Source organism: Chryseobacterium sp. AC417, assembly GCF_979258215.1.
Genome location: NZ_OZ409845.1, coordinates 245,041 through 262,050, shown reverse-complemented (window position 1 = coordinate 262,050; position 17,010 = coordinate 245,041). Strand labels below are relative to the sequence as shown.

General features: G+C 32.8%; 20 protein-coding genes, 8 tRNA genes and 1 other RNA gene. 27 read left to right on the top strand and 2 right to left on the bottom strand.

Annotated features, from left to right (window positions below; translation table 11 throughout):
* The first annotated feature begins 58 nt into the window (after window positions 1-58).
* From ACZZ9T_RS01315 to ACZZ9T_RS01255, 13 genes are all read left to right on the top strand, one after another.
* A complete protein-coding gene (locus tag ACZZ9T_RS01315; protein WP_463433505.1) occupies window positions 59-433 on the top strand; it encodes a hypothetical protein in 375 nt (124 codons plus the stop codon).
* Between the two features lie 156 nt (window positions 434-589).
* The gene (locus ACZZ9T_RS01310) at window positions 590-1,636 is read left to right on the top strand and encodes a hypothetical protein (RefSeq protein ID WP_463440599.1); all 1,047 of its coding nucleotides are present in this window, start codon (window positions 590-592) and stop codon (window positions 1,634-1,636) included.
* A 70-nt stretch (window positions 1,637-1,706) separates the two neighbouring features.
* Window positions 1,707-2,723: a WD40/YVTN/BNR-like repeat-containing protein gene (locus tag ACZZ9T_RS01305; RefSeq protein WP_463440598.1), complete on the top strand. Its 1,017-nt coding sequence runs from the start codon at window positions 1,707-1,709 to the stop codon at window positions 2,721-2,723.
* Between the two features lie 221 nt (window positions 2,724-2,944).
* A complete protein-coding gene (locus ACZZ9T_RS01300; RefSeq protein ID WP_463440597.1) occupies window positions 2,945-3,370 on the top strand; it encodes a bacteriophage T4 gp5 trimerisation domain-containing protein in 426 nt (141 codons plus the stop codon).
* Between the two features lie 3 nt (window positions 3,371-3,373).
* On the top strand, window positions 3,374-3,526 hold the full coding sequence (locus ACZZ9T_RS01295; RefSeq protein ID WP_463440596.1) for a hypothetical protein: 153 nt from the start codon (window positions 3,374-3,376) through the stop codon (window positions 3,524-3,526).
* Window positions 3,486-4,025, top strand: coding sequence for a hypothetical protein (locus ACZZ9T_RS01290; RefSeq protein ID WP_463440595.1), 540 nt, complete (start codon window positions 3,486-3,488; stop codon window positions 4,023-4,025). Before ACZZ9T_RS01295 ends, ACZZ9T_RS01290 begins: the two co-directional genes overlap by 41 nt.
* Before the next feature lie 2 nt (window positions 4,026-4,027).
* Window positions 4,028-4,876 (top strand): hypothetical protein, encoded by an 849-nt coding sequence (locus ACZZ9T_RS01285; RefSeq protein ID WP_463440594.1) that lies wholly within the window; start codon window positions 4,028-4,030, stop codon window positions 4,874-4,876.
* A gap of 332 nt (window positions 4,877-5,208) precedes the next feature.
* Window positions 5,209-5,913: a phage baseplate assembly protein V gene (locus tag ACZZ9T_RS01280; RefSeq protein ID WP_463440593.1), complete on the top strand. Its 705-nt coding sequence runs from the start codon at window positions 5,209-5,211 to the stop codon at window positions 5,911-5,913.
* A 3-nt stretch (window positions 5,914-5,916) separates the two neighbouring features.
* Window positions 5,917-6,933, top strand: a complete 1,017-nt coding sequence (locus ACZZ9T_RS01275; protein ID WP_463440592.1) for a hypothetical protein — start codon at window positions 5,917-5,919, stop codon at window positions 6,931-6,933.
* A gap of 24 nt (window positions 6,934-6,957) precedes the next feature.
* Window positions 6,958-7,266 (top strand): hypothetical protein, encoded by a 309-nt coding sequence (locus tag ACZZ9T_RS01270; RefSeq protein WP_463440591.1) that lies wholly within the window; start codon window positions 6,958-6,960, stop codon window positions 7,264-7,266.
* A 1-nt stretch (window position 7,267) separates the two neighbouring features.
* The gene (locus tag ACZZ9T_RS01265; protein WP_463440590.1) at window positions 7,268-7,696 is read left to right on the top strand and encodes a hypothetical protein; all 429 of its coding nucleotides are present in this window, start codon (window positions 7,268-7,270) and stop codon (window positions 7,694-7,696) included.
* Window positions 7,697-7,915: 219 nt separating this feature from the next.
* Window positions 7,916-8,188: a hypothetical protein gene (locus ACZZ9T_RS01260; RefSeq protein WP_463440589.1), complete on the top strand. Its 273-nt coding sequence runs from the start codon at window positions 7,916-7,918 to the stop codon at window positions 8,186-8,188.
* A 55-nt stretch (window positions 8,189-8,243) separates the two neighbouring features.
* Window positions 8,244-9,260: a DUF2931 family protein gene (locus ACZZ9T_RS01255; protein WP_463440588.1), complete on the top strand. Its 1,017-nt coding sequence runs from the start codon at window positions 8,244-8,246 to the stop codon at window positions 9,258-9,260.
* A 310-nt stretch (window positions 9,261-9,570) separates the two neighbouring features.
* On the opposite strand, the gene ssrA is transcribed toward ACZZ9T_RS01255, so the two are convergent.
* Window positions 9,571-9,969, bottom strand: a transfer-messenger RNA (tmRNA) gene (gene ssrA / locus ACZZ9T_RS01250).
* Between the two features lie 158 nt (window positions 9,970-10,127).
* Here ssrA and rpsU point away from each other — a divergent pair.
* From rpsU to ACZZ9T_RS01180, 14 genes are all read left to right on the top strand, one after another.
* A complete protein-coding gene (gene rpsU, locus ACZZ9T_RS01245) occupies window positions 10,128-10,325 on the top strand; it encodes a 30S ribosomal protein S21 (protein WP_034723363.1) in 198 nt (65 codons plus the stop codon).
* 78 nt (window positions 10,326-10,403) lie between these two features.
* Window positions 10,404-11,291, top strand: a complete 888-nt coding sequence (locus ACZZ9T_RS01240; RefSeq protein ID WP_463440587.1) for a tyrosine-type recombinase/integrase — start codon at window positions 10,404-10,406, stop codon at window positions 11,289-11,291.
* Window positions 11,288-11,578 carry an HPF/RaiA family ribosome-associated protein gene (locus ACZZ9T_RS01235; protein ID WP_463429605.1) on the top strand — a complete coding sequence of 97 codons (291 nt, stop codon included), beginning with the start codon at window positions 11,288-11,290 and terminating at the stop codon, window positions 11,576-11,578. Before ACZZ9T_RS01240 ends, ACZZ9T_RS01235 begins: the two co-directional genes overlap by 4 nt.
* A 106-nt stretch (window positions 11,579-11,684) precedes the next feature.
* A tRNA-Thr gene (locus ACZZ9T_RS01230) sits at window positions 11,685-11,758 on the top strand.
* 20 nt (window positions 11,759-11,778) lie between these two features.
* Window positions 11,779-11,859, top strand: a tRNA-Tyr gene (locus ACZZ9T_RS01225).
* An 87-nt stretch (window positions 11,860-11,946) separates the two neighbouring features.
* Window positions 11,947-12,019 (top strand) — tRNA-Gly (locus tag ACZZ9T_RS01220).
* Between the two features lie 90 nt (window positions 12,020-12,109).
* Window positions 12,110-12,183, top strand: a tRNA-Thr gene (locus tag ACZZ9T_RS01215).
* 20 nt (window positions 12,184-12,203) lie between these two features.
* Window positions 12,204-12,284, top strand: a tRNA-Tyr gene (locus tag ACZZ9T_RS01210).
* A gap of 87 nt (window positions 12,285-12,371) precedes the next feature.
* Window positions 12,372-12,444, top strand: a tRNA-Gly gene (locus tag ACZZ9T_RS01205).
* A 40-nt stretch (window positions 12,445-12,484) separates the two neighbouring features.
* Window positions 12,485-12,556: transfer RNA gene (locus ACZZ9T_RS01200), tRNA-Thr, on the top strand.
* A gap of 99 nt (window positions 12,557-12,655) precedes the next feature.
* Window positions 12,656-12,931: a hypothetical protein gene (locus ACZZ9T_RS01195; RefSeq protein ID WP_463440586.1), complete on the top strand. Its 276-nt coding sequence runs from the start codon at window positions 12,656-12,658 to the stop codon at window positions 12,929-12,931.
* A gap of 331 nt (window positions 12,932-13,262) precedes the next feature.
* A complete protein-coding gene (locus ACZZ9T_RS01190) occupies window positions 13,263-14,522 on the top strand; it encodes a hypothetical protein (RefSeq protein WP_463440585.1) in 1,260 nt (419 codons plus the stop codon).
* A 500-nt stretch (window positions 14,523-15,022) separates the two neighbouring features.
* Window positions 15,023-15,107 (top strand) — tRNA-Ser (locus ACZZ9T_RS01185).
* A gap of 98 nt (window positions 15,108-15,205) precedes the next feature.
* The gene (locus ACZZ9T_RS01180; protein WP_463440584.1) at window positions 15,206-15,388 is read left to right on the top strand and encodes a hypothetical protein; all 183 of its coding nucleotides are present in this window, start codon (window positions 15,206-15,208) and stop codon (window positions 15,386-15,388) included.
* A 103-nt stretch (window positions 15,389-15,491) separates the two neighbouring features.
* Here the strand turns inward: ACZZ9T_RS01180 and ACZZ9T_RS01175 are convergent, their stop codons facing one another.
* Window positions 15,492-17,000 carry a DUF4394 domain-containing protein gene (locus ACZZ9T_RS01175; RefSeq protein ID WP_463440583.1) on the bottom strand — a complete coding sequence of 503 codons (1,509 nt, stop codon included), beginning with the start codon at window positions 16,998-17,000 and terminating at the stop codon, window positions 15,492-15,494.
* Between the last annotated feature and the right edge of the window lie 10 nt (window positions 17,001-17,010).

The following is a 17,010-nucleotide window of genomic DNA, read 5'->3' as shown; positions in this document are numbered from 1 at the left end:
TTTAGGCTGTTTTTTAGTTATAAGCCACGAATCCCAGAATGCAGAAAAACCTTTTGTGATGGGAACGCATTATAATGGTTCTGAAACCAGTTCGTACCATACAAGCGGAAATGACAAGAAAGTAATCCACACACGAAGCGGAACTAAAATTATTCTGAATGATGCGGAAGGAAGTGTTTTCATTGAAGATCCGAGTGGAAATACGTATTTGATGGATGGACAGGGAAATATCAATGTGAATGCGCCTAAAAACTTTACATTAAATGCAGGAGAAAACATTACTATGACAGCCGGAATGAATATGATCACTACTGTAGGAATGAACAAATCCGACAGCATTGGGATGAACAATAGCGAAACTGTAGGAATGATGAAAATGACTTCTGTGTTGGCGATGCGAGTATGTTCATTACTGGAAAACTCACAGAAATAATTAAGGGTGATGTGCATACTGAGACTAAAAAAGAACGAAATGAAATAAGTGAAGGTAAAATAATTTCACAAAGTTCGGGAACTCATGAACATCATTCTGATAAAAGTGTGAAAAATAATAGTTCAGAAAAAGGAAATAATTTTTAAAATTAAAATTATGAGTAGAACTAGGATTGTAAAAGGTAACATTACTAAGATAACTGGAGGAAACTATAAAGTATATTCTAAAGATGAAATTGAAAATATTGGTTCCAAAGTTATACAGGTTGGGAAAGAAGGAGGGGTCATATATGGAGAACCGGAAAAACCCAAGGGGCATGATAAGAAAACATGTAATTATGAACCTATTCCAATAGGTAAAGGAACATGTGATTATTATGTAGACCGTTTCAAAAATTTTATGAAGCGACACCCGGATTGCTTGCATACTCCTCCTGTATATTATTATGGTCCTCTTAGAAATGTAAAGGACAAAGGAAAATTATCCGAATATGAAAAATCTATAATACGTCTAAAAGTTTTAGCTAAAATGCGACTTAGCATATTTGGAGATGTTGATGGACACATGGAAATAGAGGCTGCTGAAAGACAAAGGCTAAAGAAGGATAATGTGCTTCCACAATATGTAAAAGGTAATAAAACTGTAATTCCTTCACCTTGCGGAAGTTACGGCTATAAATATTGTACAGCATTTACTGACGAATTGATGCCAAAGCTTACTGATGCAGGAAAAGATTGGCTAAAAAAAGCAAAACTAAAGCTACAAGATTATATGGAGCAGGGAGTTGTAAATAAAAATTATATTTCTATTTATAATAAATCATATAATATTAAAAATGGCTTAACCCAAGCTAATGGAGTTACTCCTATCAAACCTCCAAAAAAAATAAGTATATTTTATACAAACATAGAACTTAATAACTCTAAATTTCAATTATTTGCCTTTGCCACTCACCCAGATGCATATAATCCATATGAAATGTCAAAGCTTCCTGTTCAAGATTTAATACGTATTCTTTTGACTCCGGAGATGAAAGAGTGGATGGGAGCAGAAACTTGGGAACAGGCATGGATTATGGCAAAAAATATGGATTATGGAAGTGTAACTAATTCTTCGTGGGAACAATTGAAAAAAGATACCAAAGAAATAGTAGAAGGAACAAAAAATAATTTTAAAAATTACTGGGATGAAATTTTTAAATAGAATAGTATCACTATGTATACTTATTTTCGCTGTAAATGTAAATTCTTGTCAAACTCATAAAGAATCAAAAATGGAATGGAAAATAATAGATTTTAATAAAATACAGGGAGAAAAACCTTTTAACACTTATTTTGATGCATTAAATAGGTATGAGTTTAATCAAATAATAACCTACAATAAAGATATTTTTTTTCTGTTAGGGGATGATAGTGGAGAAAACCCAGATAATAAAAATTCTGTAATATATAGAAGTTTAGATTTCGGGAAAACTTTTTATAAAATAACTTTAGGTAAAGGGACAATATCTGAAGGATATTTTGCAGGGAAAAATTTATTTGTAGTATTAAAAGACCGGAATTTTGTTGATGGGGCAAATAAAATATCTTCTTCTCTTTTTTTATCCAAAGACTTTGGAGAAAGTTGGAAAAAAGTTAAAGACTTTGATAATGAAGATTTATATGATATGAATTTCTATTCAGAAAAAGCTGGGATAATCTGTCTCTATAAGGACAAATCAACATATTTATATACAAATGATGAAGGAAAAAGTTGGGAAGAGTTTAATCTTCAATCGGAGCAATTTGATTTAGGGTACGTTTTTCAATCTGAAAATATTATTTTATTTGTTGAAAATAATAATCTTATCGAATACAATATGAAATTGAATGAAAAAAAAGTTATGACAAAAATCCCTGTTCCCGAAGAAATGAAAATAGAAACTTTAACAAAAGATGCTAAAACAGGAGCTACATATTTGAGTTTAGTAAGTAAAGATTTAGAAAAAAATAAGATATCGATATATTATATTGATAAAAAGGAACTAGTCAATCTTCCTGATGGGTATTATGTTACAACATATGGTGATTTCTATTTTGCAGAGCTATATGGAACGCCATATTCAAGCTATATTTGGAGTGAAGACAGAGGGAAAACTTGGCACAAAGAAAAATTAGAAAATTTTTTTATTGTTCCAAGACCTATAGGCTATTCTGGTAAAGGATACATATACATGTTAGCAGCAATGTTTAAAGGTAGCCAGGAAGAAAGAGGGGCAAGATTAGTTATAGGATGTCCAAAAACAGATTAAAATAGTAGTATGGAGCTTATTCTTTTTTGATACAAAAGTTTAATACTCTATTTTAATCTCATCCCCGAGCTCAACGAAGAAGTCTTAGTCGATTTTGAATCCCAAAATGCAGAAAAGCCTTTTATTGCAGGCACGCACTACAACGGCAGCGAAACAAGCGGTTATCACACCGAGGAAACGATCTAAAAGTAATAAGAACCCGAAGCGAAACTAAAATTATTTTGAATGATGCGCAAGGAAGTGTTTTCATTGAAGATCCGAGCGGGAATACGTATTTGATGGATGGACAGGGAAATATCAATGTGAATGCGCCGAATGACATGAATTTTACTGCCGGAAAATCCATAAACATTACCGCAGGAGAAAATGTGAATGTAAGTGCTGGGATGAATATTTTTACTTCCGCTACTTTGAATTATACTCAAACTGTTGGCGTAAACTATGTAAGTACTGTCGCAGGAAATGAAAGCCATTTTATTACCGGAAAATTAATGGAGATAATTGAAGGTGATGTGCATAGTGAAAGTAAAAAAGAACGGCAAGAAACAAGCGGAGGAAAATCTGTAAGCCAAAGTGAAGACCATACAGAAATTCACTCCCAAACGCAAGTTCAAAATAATTCTGCTGAAAAATCTAATAGCCATTAAGTTATGAGCAGAACAAGAATTGTAGGAGGTAATATTACCAAAATAACTGGCGGAAAATATAAAATCTTCGCAAAAGATAATATAGAATTTCACTCTAATAAAAAGGTAATACAGAATGCAAAGATGGAGTTTTTATGGAGAGCCAGAAAAACCTAAAGAGCAAAATCTAAAACCTAAAAAAATAAAGTTTAAGCCTAATAAAATTTCCACTGAAACAAATATAATTTCAGTAATTGAGAAATTAGACGAACCTATAAAAACAGGAGATACAATATGTCTTTCAGGTAAAGTTATCGACGATAATTGGATTAGTTTAAATGGAAAATTATATTTGATACCTGAAAATATTTCGTTTTATGGAACAACATTTTTTAAAGTAAATGAAAACTTATATCAATCTTTAGATAAATTATCAAATTGTGTTTGTTTTCAAGACTATAAAGATTCAATTAATAATCAATTGGATATATTGAAAGAATTTTTGAAAGATATTGATATGTCAAGTCTAAAGTTCAAAACACATATCAAAGACAGGTTAGAACACGATGGCTATTATAGGCTAATAACATGCATTGAAGAGATTGAAAAAAAATTTTCTAATACACCTGATGAAAAGAAGATGAAAGAATGGATAGTTGATACTTTGGAAAATTAATTATGGCAAACATTGAATTAAGGGAATTGAAAGGTAATATTGCAATATATCCTCTTATTAGGAATAAAGAAGAGTTATTTTCAACCACGGTCAAAAATTCTTATAATGAAATATTAAAAGACCTGATCAAAAAGAAGATCAAAGCAGATATTTATATTATAAACGCCAATTGGTATGATGTTTCTTATTCGGGAATTTTGGATGCACAAAATGGTAAAGATCCCGTTCCCGTTGAAGAAACAACTAATTTAGGATTAATTTATAAAAACGGTTACATAACTTCTGGAAAATCTGCCAAAGAGGGATATTACATTTCTTTCATAAGGGATATTGTTTTTAAAGATTCTGACTTGAGAAAAGCTTTTAAAATGGGTATAGGAGATCCTCAATCTAAAGATTTTCCTACAGCAGCATTTGGTGATATAGGACCATTAATTATTAATGATTTGCCCTATGGTGGAATAAATAAATATAAAAACGGAACTTCCGACAAGGCTCCTCTTACAGGAGAGCCTTCAAAAGAATATAAAATAAATCTTATTCAAAGAAGTTCGAAAAAATTTTCACAATTTGACATGAAAGATAAAGAATCAGGATATGTAAAAGGTAAAACATGCATTGGGATTTCAGATTCTAAAGTAATCTTAGGCATTCAAGCAGATGGAATTAAAGGTCCTTCTTTAGGCAGTATTAGAGATTATTTTATTAAACAGAAATGTAAATATGGAGTTTTTTTCGACGGAAGTGATTCTTCTATGCTTTTTGAAAATGGAAAGTTTACTATTAGTATGGGAGAAGATAAGAATGAATTATGTACAGCAGGTATTATTTTATTAAAATATTATGTATAAAAAAAAGATAGTCTTAAATATATTTATTTCAATTATTATTTATTTTATTTTGATTAAATGTAATACTTTTATCAATGGAAATGAATTAGGAATATTTATAAAGTGGTTAGTTAATGGCTATTCTTCTTTAACTTATGAGCTAGATTTATTCAATTTATTAATTGATTTTATGCCTTTTTTTATTTCTATTTTTTCGCTGTTATTTTTTTTGAAATTTAAATACAATATTTTTTTTACAAAAATTATTTATGTATTGATTTTTTTACTTATAGTTTTTATTGCCTCAAATTTTATTGTTTCCGAAATCTATTTAGGTAAAATTTGTAACTCGTGTGATTAAATTTTATGATGTCCCAATCCGAGTGCAATTCCCATGGCAGGAAGATAAAGGACAGAAAACCCCTTTGATCAGACTGATACAACCACACTCAGGATCAGGCAAAGGTTTTCATTTTATTCCTGAAATTGGTGAGGAAGTTCTGGTAAGCCACGAATCTCAGAATGCTGAGAAACCTTTTGTGATGGGAACGCATTATAATGGTTCTGAAACGAGTTCATACCATACTTCTGGCAACGATAAAAAAGTTATTCACACACGCAGCGGAACCAAGATTATTCTGAATGATGCTGAAGGTTCTGTTTTCATTGAAGATCCGAGTGGAAATACGTATCTAATGGATGGACAGGGAAATATTAATGTGAATGCGCCAAAGAATATGACGTTTACGGCGGGAGAAAATGTAACAATTACGGCAGACATGAATATTACATCCAATGCAGGGATGAACATTTCTGAAACTGCTGGAGTAAACCATTCTAGTTTTGCCGGAGCCATGATGATGCAGAATGCGGTTGCAGATTATTCTCTGATGGCGGCGAATATTACAAATGTAGCGAGTGATAAGATCACCAAAGAAGCTAAGGATTATACAAAGCAGGCAGAAAAAATAGAATTATATGCTCTAAAAGAAAATGTGCAAGTTAAATCAGCAAAAACAGTACAAATAAACTCTGGAGAAAACTCAAACTTTCATTAAAATATGGGTGGTAGTGGTAATTTTAGAGAAATCAGCAAACAGTTCAAATTAAAATCTGATAAGATTATAATAGATTCCAAAAAGGAAAAACTGAAGATAAAGAGTAATGAAAAAACATATATAAAGGGAGACACAGGAAATTCAGTAGGTAATTATGAGATTACAGATAAAAAGAAGGAAGAGCCCTATAAAGAAAATGTGTTTTTTTATGAAACAGATGGACATTACAGTACGGTTTATTTAGTCTGTTTAATGCTAGGGATGGCAGAAGCAAGTGCAGAAGAATTAGCTATTGCAACTGAAGATCCCGATACAGATGTACATAGCAAAACTGACTTTGAAATTGATCAAACTTGGGGGTATCCTTCTGATCAAAAAGAAATACATTCATTAACAGGAGGATTTCATGGAACAGAAGAACTTTTAACAGCATTAAAATTTTTATACATAAAAGAAGTTTATGTGAAGGGTGATTCGAAAGAAGAAATTCATAAAAAGACGATAAATAAGTTAGGAGAATTATTACACCGGTTTGGTGACACTTATGCTCATACCAAATTTGATAATATAAAACCAGTTGATTTAGTTTCATATGATTTGAAACACAAACCTGAAAATGCTGAAAAAGCAATAGAAAGTTGGAAAGGACAAGGAGGGAAAAAATTGAGTGATGATGTGGAGCCTTGGATTAAATTTATAAATTATTATATAGATAAATATGGGTATGCATTCTTAACAAATGAAGATTATCAAAAGAAATCTATGTATGGACGTACTTTGAAACAATATTTAAAAGAAATTTATTTTAATAAACCCGGTGAAGATAAATTTATCATGTATGGAACGGAAGGTTATTTTACATTAGACCATATGCAAACAGATGCTGGATATCCTGACTTAATTTATATGAGACCAGAATGGTACTTATGTTATGTGAAAAACTTAGCTTGGATTATTTCAGTTAGATTTAAATTAGATCATAATAAATTGAATATTACTTTATTTAAACAAATGGTATAATTTGCAAAAGAAAACAAATGCTCTATGAAAGGAATTATAGATTATGAAATTGCAAAATTTAGAAAGAAACAAGAAGTATATATTCCTGTATTTTATTCTAAACCTGGAAGAGTTTTAGCATCAGCAGACGCTGTGTATAATACTGAATATCTAGGTAATGCAAGAGTTGTTGTTCAAAATACAAAAAAATATATCAAAGAAAATCTTGGTACGACTACTAATGATGGGCAGGAAACACATCATGGAAATACGAAAATCCATAAAAAACCTAATGGAAAGTGGTATCAATATGAAACATATGATGAGGATTATTTTATAATAAAATTTAAATAAAATGGAGATAAATGTTTTTCAAATTGTATTAGCAATAATTTTATTAGTAATTACACTTTATATATGGTTTAGATATAAAATTTACTTTATAGGTAATTTTTTTATTGGCGGTATAATATTAATCTATCTTTCTCAGTTAGATTTTTTCGGATTTGAAGGAAACATTGGTGCTTTACCTACAGTTTTAATAGGTTTATCTTATATCCTCCTAAATATCTCTACTTTATCTATTTATCTATTTAAAGATAAAAGGAAAATGTATTTTGTTATTCCGATAATTATGTTTACGATTATTTTATTATTTGAGTTCTTCTTTGTTGATCCAAGTAGGTTTATAGAATTCAAAATAGGAATTGCCGTTCGTTTGTTTTTGGCATTTTTTCCCTTATTTATTCTTACTTACTATTTACAGTTTTTAAAAAAAACTTGATCATAAAGAAAATAAAAAAATAAGAGTACAATTCCTGTGGCAGGAAGATAAAGCCAAATGACCGTATCAGATTGAGACAACAAACTCAGGATCAGGCAAATGTTTCATTATTCGCAAGATGAAAAAACGGGTGGTGTAAAGTATTTACAGAAAGGTCTTGATAACCATAAAATACAAGGCGACTTATTAACCCGTATTAACAACCAACTTATTCGCTATATGAATGCATGCAATGATCTCCGAAACCAATATGTAGAGAAATATATAAAAGGAGAAAACCCTTCGGCTGCAGCATACTTGGCAGAAATAAAAAAAATATCGTATCTTGATTTTGTAGAAGAGCAAGACCTAAAAGACCTTCGCCACCAATACCTGCATTGGTCGGTAAAAGCCAACCAAATTGGGTTGGGAGCCAAATCCCAAAACAATGCTCCAAAGAAAGAAGGGGCGTTAGAAGCTAAAAACCGGAAAAGACACATACAAAATGGATAAATTAAAAATTCTACTCTATTTATTAGTATTTACCAATTTAATTTACTGCCAAGAAATGAATAAAACACCTGAATTTCATGTAGAAATATGCGCTCCAGCAAATAAATATGAAATAGAATTTGTATCAGATCGTATTAAAACTTTAGAAGGCAGCCCTGCAGGGTTGTCTTATGGTGGTACTTCCGGAGATTGGGGGCAATCTGGTTCACGTTGGACCGAGCAGCACGGCACACCTACAGGAGCTGATATTACCTACTATGCAGGATATGAAGATGCTTTTTACCGGCTTAATGTAGATTTTCCTGTAGAAACCATAAAAGATTATATGGAACGAGCGTATGCCAACGGCGAAGCACTCCTGGAATTTCATAAAGAACCACTAGAAAAATACAAAAGATTGGGGAGATCCGAAGAATTTGCCTTCCCCCGAAGTCCTTACAACAGCTTTAGCACCCTCGTTTTTGGTTTTGCTCCCAAAGGGATGGTAGTGGTATGGTTGCGTTTCGGGGCAGGAGTGCAGATAGAATTAGGACGTTATCAAGCAGAAGTATTAAACAATAAGGAAGATATTGTAAGAATAAAAGAAAAATATCTTAAAACCTACCGTATCAGTCCAAATCGTTTTGAAGAAGAAAAAAAAGAATTGGCTATCCCCAATGCTTCTCCGCAAGAATGGGAAAACTATAGGGCAAAATATATGTATGCCCCCGTTTTCACTTCAGAAAACAGAGGGTTGAGAATGTTCCGAATGTGGATGGATTTTTACAACGGAGAAGAAGAAGTGTTTTACCGTCTCTGGATCAATGAGGTATCTTATGAAAAACGAGCCATCCCCAAAGAATTGAATTTCACATGGGAAACATCCGGAAATCAGCAATATACGGGGTATGCATACTTTAATTGGGAAAAGACCAACGAAGTTTTTAAAAAAGCAGGCAACCATGCCAAGCTGGAATTTAAGATAGCTCCTGACAATAGTACTTTTGAAGTATTGTTAAATAATCATCCTGTACCAACGGATAGTATTAGGGTTTTTAAAACAAAAGACGAGTTTAATGATTCTTACAAGTAATTAAAAATAGAAGAATTGTTATCAATTAGAGTGCTGAACAGGAGCTGGAAGAAACGGTAAGATTAGAAATAACGCAGAAAATACCTGATGCAGGTAAGGAAAACTTCCGAACTGAAAATAGGCGGAGAGCCCCAGCTTTCAGACATCAACCGTAAAGCAATGGAAACCTACCGCATTATAGTTTAATTAAATTCCAGCAGATTAAAAAATTTCATTTCAAAAATTTGGGTACAACTTTGGGTACAAAAGTAAAAAAGAGAAAATGTAATTATTTAAAATTCAATAATTTACAAATTCTCTTTAATCTTGAAAGTGGAGTTGGAGGGATTCGAACCCTCGTCCAAACAAGCAATACATAAGATTTCTACATGCTTATTTTACTATTGATTTTCGACTGGAGGCAGAGAGTAAACACCCAACTTCCAGCTTATCTTCTGAGGTTTTCGAGTTTTAGCCGAAGCGTCTAAAACCTTATTTCTGCATTACTATATCTCAGAATCAAACGCCGCAGAACAGAGCATTTGTGAGACATCTTGCTTCCTTACTATCTTCGGGAAAGCGCTTGAATCTTACTTTATTCGGATTAAGCTGCAAGAGCGAACTCTTCGTTGCCAGTTAAAAGTTTGTAGCAAGGGATTAAAGAGATTGCACTACGGTTCTCTGCATGCTTACTTACCCATTGGTCTTGCTGTCGAAACCAGTCAACCCCATGTTTTAGTAGCAACAAAGATACAATATTTCTTTAAATTGAATTCATATTAAAGTTGCTTTTAGGAAATTTGAAAAATTAATCTCATTTTTAGTTTAAAATAATTTGCTTATCAAGAAAAAAGTTATACTTTTGCAATCCAAAATGAGATGTAAATTATGTTAATAATACCTGTAAAAGATGGTGAATCCATCGATAGAGCACTGAAAAAATACAAGAGAAAATTTGATAAGACTGGTACAGTTCGTCAATTAAGATCTAGACAAGCTTTTATCAAGCCTTCTGTAACTCTTAGACAATCTAGGCTGAAAGCAGCTTATAAGCAAAGAGGATTAAGCAAGGAAGAACAAGCTTAAGGAATTTTCTTAAACACATACTAAATCACTTCTTAAATAGTTATATTTGAGGAGTGATTTTTGTTTTATATATACATTATGCGAGAGAAGTTTTTAGACTATCTACAGCTCGAAAAGAGGTATTCGCCTCATACCATTACAAGTTACCGTAAAGATCTTGATGATTTTTACTCCTTTTATCTTAAAACGGAAGGCTCTGAAAATATTGTCAAAGCCGATAAAAAAATAATCAGAAATTTTATCGTTGAACTTAGTGAGAATGATATTTCAAAAAGAAGTATCAATCGCAAGTTGTCCTCACTCCGCAGTTTTTATTTATTTCTTTTAAGATTAGGCGAAATAGAAGTTTCTCCTGTGGAAACTGTCAATTCCCTTAAATTTTATGCAGAGAAACAAATTCCCATGTCTATGGAGGAAATGGAGGTGCTTCAGGATGAGATTCTTGTCAATGTTGACGATATTTTAGAAAAATGCATTGTTGAGGTTTTATATCAAACAGGAATCAGAAAAGCTGAACTTTGTGGCTTAATATTTGAGAGTGTAAACCTCGAAGAAGAACAATTGAAGATTCTGGGTAAGGGAAATAAAGAACGTTATGTTCCTATTTCTCCTGACTTAGCGAAACTACTTAAAAGCTATTTGGAAATCAGAAGACCTCACGAAGATTTTAAACAATATTTCTTTGTCAACAAAAAGGGTAAAAAACTGACAGAAAAATTTGTTTATGTAGTGGTTAATAAGTACCTTAGTCTTGTTACTTCTAAGCAAAAAAGAAGTCCACATATCCTGAGACATAGCTTTGCTACACATGTTTTGGATAATGGGGCAGAGATATCTAAAGTAAAAGAAATATTAGGGCATTCTAGTCTCGCAAGCACTCAGGTGTACACGAATGCTAATATAGAACAGTTGAAAAAAGTGTTTAATCAAGCTCATCCAAGAGCTGTTAAAAAAGAAGAATTATGAAGATTTCAGTACAAGCAATCGGCTTAACTCCACACGAACCATTAGAGTCGCATGTTGACAAAAAAGTAAGTAAGCTTAATACGTTTTACGACAAGCTTCAGGAATGCAAAGTATTCTTGAAAGTAGAAAATAATTCAGACAAAGCCAATAAGACAACGGAGCTTATCCTAGTCGTTCCGGGTGACGATATTGTTGTAAAAAAGACAAGTACAACTTTTGAAGATAGTTTAGATCAATGTGTTGATGCGGCTAAGAAACTGTTAATCAAGAAAAAAGAATTAGCTTAGAAAATAAATTATAAAAAGTTTATAAAAAAGTTTGAGATTTCAAAAAATCTGTTCTATATTTGCACTCGCAAAAAGGAACAATCGTTTTTTGAAATCTTTTTTATTTGCCTCCGTAGCTCAGCTGGCTAGAGCAGCTGATTTGTAATCAGCAGGTCGTGGGTTCGAGTCCCTCTGGAGGCTCAATTTAATATAAAATATCTGGGGAGATTCCAGAGTGGCTAAATGGGACTGACTGTAACTCAGTTGCTTCGGCTTCGCAGGTTCGAATCCTGCTCTCCCCACATTTTATATAAAAAAAAAGACTTGCAGATTTAAAAGGATTTTCCTAAGTTTGCACAGCGTTTACCAATGATTTTGGAAACAAAATTGCGGAAGTAGCTCAGTTGGTAGAGCGTCAGCCTTCCAAGCTGAATGTCGCGAGTTCGACCCTCGTCTTCCGCTCAATTTCACACCATATTGGCGTGATTTTTTTTAACTGCTGATGCAGCACAGAGTAGAGTTTCTCTGATAGCTTTCAGTTTTTATTAAATTGCCTCCATAGCTCAGTTGGCTAGAGCAGCTGATTTGTAATCAGCAGGTCGTGGGTTCGAGTCCCTCTGGAGGCTCAATTTAATATAAAATATCTGGGGAGATTCCAGAGTGGCTAAATGGGACTGACTGTAACTCAGTTGCTTCGGCTTCGCAGGTTCGAATCCTGCTCTCCCCACATTTTATATTAGAAAAAATGTACAAGTTTAAAAAGTTTTCTTCTCAAATTTGTATAGCGTTTACCAATAATTTTGGAAACAAAATTGCGGAAGTAGCTCAGTTGGTAGAGCGTCAGCCTTCCAAGCTGAATGTCGCGAGTTCGACCCTCGTCTTCCGCTCAAAAATCACTCTTTTACAGCGTGATTTTTTTCTTTTAATGCCGACTTAGCTCAGCGGTAGAGTGCTTCCTTGGTAAGGAAGAGGTCACGGGTTCAAGTCCCGTAGTTGGCTCAACTCGGAAAGCCTTTCCCACAATGGGCTTTCCGAAGTTTTTAAATACTTCAACAAAGGCAGAAAATGTTTAAAGGTAACTATTAACATTTCGCCATCATGAAACAAGAAGCAAAAAAACTTTTGAATGGATGTTCGCGTTCAGCAATTTTCATTTCTCCAAAAAATTACAAATCGCTTTCAAGCAGATCTGCATTTCCTAAAAATTGGTTTGTGCAATGCCGGTTCTTTGATCCCAATCATTCTAAAGAATTTCAGTACCGGAAGAAATTTTCAAGCGAAGATCTTCAGGAACTAAAATTAACGGCGGAAATCTTCAAAGAAGAAATTGAGTTTATGTTAGATGTGAAAAACTTCAATCCTATTATAAAGTAGTATATGACTGGGAGGAGAAGTTCCTTTCATCTATACATGCTTTTGTAGATGCATTAAAAAAACTCATGAAAAACTTCATAAAACATATACAGAAGACTATTTCTATGAAGTTGGTAGATGTATCACAAATATTAATAAATTAAAGAGTCGTTAGGATTTGAAATTTGTTGATCAACGAAATTAGAACCTGGCATATTAAAAATATTTTGGATGAAATGGATTTGCCAATCACCGACTCATTTTAAACATCAAATTTTGAATTATTTATGTACAAACTAATCTTAAGATTTAATTGTTAAATAGATTTGTATATTTATAAAAACTTTAACCCTTGAAAGAAATAATTGACTTAGTTAAAAACATAATCGAGAATGCTCATGAAAGATTAAAAAATCCTTTTGTTGGAACATTTACAATATCATGGATAATATTCAATTGGAGACCATTATATTTCATTCTTTTTTCAAAGCAAAATGCAGAGTATAAAATCTGTTATATTACTCAATATTATATTAATCCTTTGCCATTAGTAATATTCCCACTCATTTCAACTGGAATTTACCTCTTATTACTTCCATACATTAATTGGGGCATCGAATGGGTTATAAAAAAAGCTAATATTAACCGAAATATTAATAAAAAAATTGATCGTGTAGCCGAATTAGAGCATGAAGGTGATATTCTTGTTGCAGAAACCGAGAGAGATTATAAAAAAACTAAAGCCTTGGAGGCTAATAGTAATGCAACTAGCAGAGAGGCATTACAACAACAGTACGATGATTTAATTCAATTATACAATGATGAAAAATCATATAGTAGCGAAGCAAAGGCAAAACATCTTGATGAAATTTCAGAACTTGAGAAGGCTCATAAAATATTGATTAATAATTTTGAAACGGAAATAAAATCTGTAAAAGAAGATAAACAAAATGCACTTCGAGATTATTCTATTGAATTAGAAAATAATTTAGAAAATGAAAATAAATATATTGAAAGAGGGAAGAAATTAAAAGCTGAATTAGAAAGACTTAGTACAATGTTAAAAAGTACGTCTGAATTCTTAACTGTGGATATCTCAAAAAATAATCGCGCAGGCATTAAGACTAGTAATGACATTTTAAATCTGAATAGTATTTTGGAGCGAGAAGCTGAATTATTTAGAATTTTAAAAAATCAAGCAAAAAGTCGATTTACAAAAATATTGGACTTTGGTCAAAATCGAAAGATACTAGAATATTTTGATAGAGAAAATGACATCATTTATTATAATTTAGAAAACAATACTGAAGTAAACAATGACAGTATATATGAACAACTACGAACCGAGAATGTTCTAGAAATTACAGATACACAGCAGATAAAAAATGCAGTTCACGATTTAATGCTTGCTAACTCATTAAGAGGTAGCACTAATATTCGTAAAGTTTATCATTACAGACTTTTAGATAACGTCTTTCATATTCAGTATGGGTTAGGTAAAATAACTGCTAAAAGTAATTATAACAGAATGGCAACATGTGAAGCAAAATTTGGTAATGAGAAAATCCATTTTGATATGAATAATATTGATGAACTAACATTACTTCCTTAATTCAATATTTTAAAAGGCACCATTCACTATATTTTATAAATTTCTTATAAGCATTCGCCATACTAATATTATAAGGCTCACGCCCATACTTTTTAGCAATCTCCAGAAATCAAGATCCGTTGTAAATCTTCGCAATGATAAACCAGTCTTTATTTAGAATTGCAATTTTCAAATTCTTATCGGTGTCGATGGATTTTTGCAATCTGCCATATCTAATTCTCCAAAGATTCTTTTGTGATCCCACATTTCGCCGACGGTTTTGAAACCAAATATTTTAAAATGAAATCCTAGGTCACGGGTTCAAGTCCCGTAGTTGGCTCAATTTTCATCCAGATTTCTTCGGGATATTTTTTTTCTCAAAATTTCATTTTCATATATTTTATTCCAAGACTTTTAAATTGAGCGAAAATCTTTCTTTTTAAAATTTAAAGATATATTTTGGAGATTCAAAAAAACATATTATATTTGCACCACCAAAACAACGACATCATAGTAGTTATGGAGAGATGGCAGAGTGGTCGATTGCGATAGTCTTGAAAACTATTGACTGTAACAGGTCCGGGGGTTCGAATCCCTCTCTCTCCGCAAGTTGAGAAACTAAGATACAAAAAGCCTTTAAATAGTAATATATAAAGGCTTTTTTGTGTTTATAATAATTCAATTAAAAACAAGGTCATGCGTACGTGGTAAAAAAGAAAATAAGACCCACTAAATTTAATCATACAGTCATTTATAAGCGAATTACTGTTGATGTAAAACGAGTAGAAATCTCTGCAGGAAAAAGCATCAAAACTCCTGAGTGGAATTCCCAGTCAGGGAAATTTCACGAAACCCTCTCAAGTAAAAACTTTAAATTCATTTCTTGAAAGCCTACGAACCAAAATATTCGAATATTAATTTATTTATAAAAATCGAAACCCGAAATAGAATATCTATCTCGGGTTTCTTTATATAATCAAGACTGTGTTTCTAGAATCCTAAACCTATCGTAAATCCTCTTACCGGATTTGGATAAGTTCCTAAAGAGGCTGTAGAGCCGTTAGTAGTATTTACCGTGTAAATTTTTGTTTCAGCACCTACAGAGGCAACTAAATATGCTTTCTGGCTTGTACTTCCAATGTCAAATCCGTTTGCTCCTGTGATGTTTAAACCTAACGCTCCAATTTCGGCAAGTGTACCATTATTTGGTGGATTTTGTAAGTATAATTTATCTGTATTAACATCAATTACAAACAATGATGTTGTGGTTGCACCTGCAAAGTTGTTCGTATATGCAGCAGAGCTCACAGAAGCAGGAGTGGGATTAATTGCTCCGTCAACTGCACTTACGCTACCGTCAATCGGATTCAAACGTAAATTTTGTCCCATATTACTTACAACTCTTATTCGGTCAACAGTTGGATTAAAATCAAAGCCAAACTCAGTTCCAACCAGTGCAGTAGTAAGTGTACCAGTTCCAACTTGCGTTAAAGCACCATTACCCAAATTTACTGTGTAGATTCTGTTAGAACTTCCTAAAGCATACAATTGCCCGTTCAAAGGTCTGAAATCTATTCCTAAAATATTTTCTCCGGCTTGTAATCCTGTAAGTGGTTTTGTAACAGTTGTTGCAGGTTTATTTGGGTCAAATATCTGTAAAGCGTTGGCATTGTCAATTGCATAAGCAACCGGGTTTGTAGGAATAGCAAGATCAATTACTTTTTGGGCTAGAGTTGAAATGCTTGATGCTTTTCCTGTAGCCAGATCTACACTATGTAGTGCGTTTTGCGTTCCGTTGGTCACTGCCATCAGAGCAACTGTGTTTTCAGGGTTAATGTCAAATGCAGCCTGACCGGTAAATGTAAGACCTAAACTTCCTACTTCAACTAAAGTTCCGTTATTGGGAGGATCTTGTTTAAATAATTTACCGGAAGTTAAATCCAAATCATATAAAATAGTGGATGTAGCACCAGATTTACTGTTGGTGTATGCAATTCCTGCGATTGAAGATGTAGTTGCAATACTACCATCTATAGCTACTGACGCTCCGGTTTCGGGATTTAGACGGAGGTTTTGTCCTGTGTTGGTAACCAATCTTATTCTATCAACAGTGGGATTAAAATCTATAGATGCAATCGTTCCTGAAATTGCAGGTGAAAAAGCAGTCGCACTTACCGCTCGTGTAGCTGCAGTAGTAGTATTGATGATATAGAATTTACTCGTACTCGATACGGCATAAAGCTCGCCGGTAGCCGGTCTAAAATCAATACTTAACAATTTTTCTCCGGATGCAAGCCCGGTAATAGGTTTGGTAGAAGTAAATGTTGATGCATTATTAGCGTTGAAAGCTAAAAGTTCATTATTGGCACTTAATCCGTAAACCATTACATCAGGTCCTGCTACGGGTGTTTCCGGCATACTCATTTCATCATCATCATCACAAGAGAATACCGTGATGAAGGCAAAAGTAGCCAGACAAATGTTGAATAGTTTTTTCATAATAATTTAT

Coding starts and splice junctions, on each gene's coding strand:
- ACZZ9T_RS01315 (WP_463433505.1), top strand. CDS start 59: ATGGGAACGCATTATAATGGTTCTGAAACCAGTTCGTACCATACAAGC.
- ACZZ9T_RS01310 (WP_463440599.1), top strand. CDS start 590: ATGAGTAGAACTAGGATTGTAAAAGGTAACATTACTAAGATAACTGGA.
- ACZZ9T_RS01305 (WP_463440598.1), top strand. CDS start 1,707: ATGGAATGGAAAATAATAGATTTTAATAAAATACAGGGAGAAAAACCT.
- ACZZ9T_RS01295 (WP_463440596.1), top strand. CDS start 3,374: ATGAGCAGAACAAGAATTGTAGGAGGTAATATTACCAAAATAACTGGC.
- ACZZ9T_RS01290 (WP_463440595.1), top strand. CDS start 3,486: ATGCAAAGATGGAGTTTTTATGGAGAGCCAGAAAAACCTAAAGAGCAA.
- ACZZ9T_RS01285 (WP_463440594.1), top strand. CDS start 4,028: ATGGCAAACATTGAATTAAGGGAATTGAAAGGTAATATTGCAATATAT.
- ACZZ9T_RS01275 (WP_463440592.1), top strand. CDS start 5,917: ATGGGTGGTAGTGGTAATTTTAGAGAAATCAGCAAACAGTTCAAATTA.
- ACZZ9T_RS01270 (WP_463440591.1), top strand. CDS start 6,958: ATGAAAGGAATTATAGATTATGAAATTGCAAAATTTAGAAAGAAACAA.
- ACZZ9T_RS01265 (WP_463440590.1), top strand. CDS start 7,268: ATGGAGATAAATGTTTTTCAAATTGTATTAGCAATAATTTTATTAGTA.
- ACZZ9T_RS01260 (WP_463440589.1), top strand. CDS start 7,916: ATGAATGCATGCAATGATCTCCGAAACCAATATGTAGAGAAATATATA.
- ACZZ9T_RS01255 (WP_463440588.1), top strand. CDS start 8,244: ATGAATAAAACACCTGAATTTCATGTAGAAATATGCGCTCCAGCAAAT.
- rpsU (WP_034723363.1), top strand. CDS start 10,128: ATGTTAATAATACCTGTAAAAGATGGTGAATCCATCGATAGAGCACTG.
- ACZZ9T_RS01240 (WP_463440587.1), top strand. CDS start 10,404: ATGCGAGAGAAGTTTTTAGACTATCTACAGCTCGAAAAGAGGTATTCG.
- ACZZ9T_RS01235 (WP_463429605.1), top strand. CDS start 11,288: ATGAAGATTTCAGTACAAGCAATCGGCTTAACTCCACACGAACCATTA.
- ACZZ9T_RS01195 (WP_463440586.1), top strand. CDS start 12,656: ATGAAACAAGAAGCAAAAAAACTTTTGAATGGATGTTCGCGTTCAGCA.
- ACZZ9T_RS01175 (WP_463440583.1), bottom strand. CDS start 17,000: ATGAAAAAACTATTCAACATTTGTCTGGCTACTTTTGCCTTCATCACG.